General features: G+C 69.5%; 4 protein-coding genes. 3 read left to right on the forward strand and 1 reads right to left on the reverse strand.

Annotated features, from left to right (window positions below; all coding sequences use genetic code 11):
- Positions 1 to 689, reverse strand: a 689-nt coding sequence (locus WBP48_RS09265; RefSeq protein ID WP_424439363.1) for a GAF domain-containing protein, incomplete at its 3' end; no start/stop codon positions are given.
- Positions 690 to 964: 275 nt separating this feature from the next.
- On the opposite strand from WBP48_RS09265, the gene WBP48_RS09270 reads away from it, so the two are divergent.
- The 3 genes from WBP48_RS09270 to WBP48_RS09280 all read left to right on the forward strand — a co-directional run.
- Positions 965 to 1,972: a thiamine pyrophosphate-dependent dehydrogenase E1 component subunit alpha gene (locus WBP48_RS09270; RefSeq protein ID WP_424439366.1), complete on the forward strand. Its 1,008-nt coding sequence runs from the start codon at positions 965 to 967 to the stop codon at positions 1,970 to 1,972.
- A 34-nt stretch (positions 1,973 to 2,006) separates the two neighbouring features.
- Positions 2,007 to 3,023 carry an alpha-ketoacid dehydrogenase subunit beta gene (locus tag WBP48_RS09275; RefSeq protein ID WP_424439369.1) on the forward strand — a complete coding sequence of 339 codons (1,017 nt, stop codon included), beginning with the start codon at positions 2,007 to 2,009 and terminating at the stop codon, positions 3,021 to 3,023.
- Positions 3,024 to 3,025: 2 nt separating this feature from the next.
- Positions 3,026 to 3,313: biotin/lipoyl-containing protein (locus WBP48_RS09280; protein ID WP_424439372.1), on the forward strand; the 288-nt coding region annotated here is incomplete at its 3' end.

Here is a 3,313-nt window from a genome sequence, read left to right on the forward strand (position 1 = left end):
GGCGACGACAGCGCCGAGCGCAGCTTGACGAGGCTGCGCCGATGCGCGTCGCGCAGCGCGAACTCCGCCTGCGCCGCGAGACTCGCGGCGAGGGCCACGACGCTCGGATGCGCCTCGGTGGCCCGCATGCTCAGGTCGACGACCCCGAGCACCCGCCCCGTGCGCGGATCATGGATCGGCGCCCCCGCGCAGCTCCACTCGTGCTGCGCGTAGCAGAAGTGCTCCGCGCCGTGGATGTGCACCGGAGCGCCGGTGGCCAGCGCGGTGCCGATGCCGTTGGTTCCCACGGCGCGCTCCGACCAGGGGTAACCGATGCGAAAGCCCAGTTCGTCGGCGCGACGCGACATGACGCGACCACCGGCGCGGCCGACGACTTCGCCCCGTTCGTCAGCGAGCACGAGCAGCGTCTCGTCGTCATCGAGCAACGGCTCGACCTGCGCCCGAAGGAGCGGCAGGAGCGAGGTCAGCGGCGACGGGACGGCCGACCGCACGTCGCCCTGACCGCCGTGATCGGTGTGCTCGCCCGGCAGCCCGCCCACCGTGGGTTCAACTCCGGCGCGGCGCACTCGCTGCCACGACTCGTGAATGACGGGACGGGGTCGCGCGGGCGGACGCCGCCCGCCGAGAAACGCCTCATGCACGTCGCGCAGCAGGCCGAGGTATTCGTCGCGTGAAGCCCCCGGGCGCACGTCGTCTCGTATTCGCGCATCGTGCCGCCTCTCCGCGTCTTCACCGACCGCGTGTGCTCCTCAGTGTACGCGGGGGTCGGCCCGCGAGGGGCCGGACCACCGGAGCCCGGCGCCGGACGTTGCACAACGTGGCATGCCGCCGCACGCCGCGTCTTTCCGCGGCCCCGAGGCCAGCGATGGCCGGAGCACTCGACGGCGGCAGACGGCCTGCCTACCGTGTGGAGCGTCCCGCCAGAACCGTCGGGACGTACCACACGAATCGCAGAGGATGAGTGATGAGTCAACCAGCGACCACGAGCAAGGTCACCAGCGGCGGGCCGGAGGCATATCCGGTCGAAGAGTTGCTCGGTGCCTACCGGCGCATGAGCGAGATCCGCGCCTTCGAGGACCGGCTCCACCTCGAGAACATGACCGGGGACATCCCCGGGTTCATCCACCTGTACGCCGGCGAGGAGGCGACCGCCGTCGGCGTGTGCGACAACCTCCGCCCGACCGACGTCATCGTCTCGACGCACCGCGGTCACGGACACTGTCTCGCCAAAGGATGCGAGATCCAGCCCATGATGTGCGAGATCTTCGGCAAGGACGAAGGTCTGTGCCGCGGAAAGGGCGGCTCCATGCACATCGCCGACCTTTCGGTGGGGATGCTGGGTGCCAACGGCATCGTCGGCGGTGGCCCGCCGCTCGCCATCGGCGCCGGCCTGTCCGCCAAGACGCTGCGCAACGGCGGTGTCGCCGTCTCGTTCACCGGCGACGGCGGCTCCAACCAGGGGCTCGTGTTCGAGGCGATGAACATGGCGGTCGTGCTGCAGCTGCCCGTCGTGTTCGTCTACGAGAACAACGGCATGGGTGAGGCGACGGGCGCCGCGTTCGCGGTCGGCTCGGGCGACATCGCCGGCCGCGCCGCCGGATTCGGTCTGCCCGCCACGGTCGTCGACGGCACCGACTACTTCGCCGTGCGCGACGCGGCCGCCACGGCGATCGAGCGCGCCCGCAGCGGTGGCGGCCCCTCGGTGATCGAGGCGACCTCGATCCGCTTCTACGGCCACTTCGAGGGCGACGCCGGCCTGTACCGCACGCCCGAGCAGCTGCAGGAGTTCAAGGACTCCCGCGACCCGCTGAAGATCTTCCGCACGCGCACCGCCGACCTCATCGAGGCGAGCGCTCTCGACGAGATCGACGAGGCGGCCACGACCGAGGTCGACGCGGCCGTGGCGTACGCACGCGCCGCGGCCTGGCCTGCGCCCACGCAGGTGCTGACCGACGTGTACGCGTCGTATTGAGAAGTCGAACCGAGATTTCAAAGGAGAATCGACGATGACTGCAACGAGCTTCCGGGATGCGATCCGGATGGGCATGGCCGACGCCATGCGCGAAGACGAGACCGTCCTGCTCATGGGCGAGGACCTGCGCGGTGGCAAAGGCGGGATCAACCCCGACCCGACCATCGAGGCCTTCGGCGGAGTGTTCGGTGTCACGAAAGGGCTGTGGACCGAGTTCGGCGACGACCGGGTGATCGACACCCCGATCACGGAGTCCGCGATCCTCGGCATGGCGGCCGGTGCCGCCGCGACGGGGCTACGGCCGGTGGCCGAGCTGATGTTCATGGACTTCTTCGGTGTCGCCTACGACATGATCAACAACCAGGCGGCGAAGTTCCGCTACATGTTCGGCGGCAAGGCGAAGACCCCCATGGTGATGCGTGGCATCATCGGTGCCGGCGTCGGCGCCGCCGCGCAGCACTCCAACTCGCCGTACAACATCTTCACCTCGACAGCGGGTGTGAAGGTGGTCGTGCCGTCGAACGCGTACGACGCGCGCGGGCTGCTGCTGCAGGCGATCCGCGATGACGACCCGGTCATCTTCTGCGAGCACAAGGCGATCTACGACGTCAAGGTGGATGTGCCCGACGCGCCGTACACGATCCCGCTGGGCGTGGCCAACTACACGCGGCTCGGCACCGACGTCACGATCGTCGCCCTCGCGAACCTCGTCAACGCCGCGAACCGCGTCGCTGACAAGCTCGCCGCCGAGGGCATCTCGGTCGAGGTCGTCGACCCGCGCACGACCAGCCCGCTCGACGAGGTCGCCATCCTCGAATCCGTCGCCTCGACGGGGCGCCTGGTCGTCGTGGACGAGTCGGCCGCCCGTTGCGGGTTCGGGCACGATGTCGTCGCGCTCGCCGCGACGCAGGTGTTCGACTCTCTCAAGGCGCCGATCCAGCTGATCACCCCGCCGCACACCCCGGTGCCCTTCTCTCCCGCACTGGAGAGCCAGTGGGTGCCGAGCGACGAGCGCATCGAGAACGCGGTGCGCACCGCGCTGGGGAGCTGACGATGAGCGACATCAGAGCCATCGAGATCCCCAAGTGGGGTATGACGATGGAAGAAGGCGTCGTCGACGTCTGGCACGTCGCCGAAGGACAATCGTTCGCCAAGGGCGACGCCCTGTGCACGGTCGAGTCCTCGAAGATCAGCAACGACCTCGAAGCCCCATTCGACGGGTTCCTGCGGCGGATCGTCGCCACCAGCGGTGAGACGCTCCCCGTCGGCGCGCTCATCGCGGTGAGCGCCGACCCGACCGTGCCCGACGCCGAGGTCGACGCGTTCGTCGCCTCGCGGACC

Origin of the sequence: Microbacterium sp. (assembly GCF_049661145.1) — a bacterium.
In the GTDB taxonomy this organism is placed as follows: Bacteria; Actinomycetota; Actinomycetes; order Actinomycetales; family Microbacteriaceae; genus Microbacterium.

Excerpts from the sequence above, each read along its gene's own strand:
- WBP48_RS09275 (WP_424439369.1), top strand. The coding sequence starts at position 2,007 with ATGACTGCAACGAGCTTCCGGGATGCGATCCGGATGGGCATGGCCGAC.
- WBP48_RS09270 (WP_424439366.1), top strand. The coding sequence starts at position 965 with ATGAGTCAACCAGCGACCACGAGCAAGGTCACCAGCGGCGGGCCGGAG.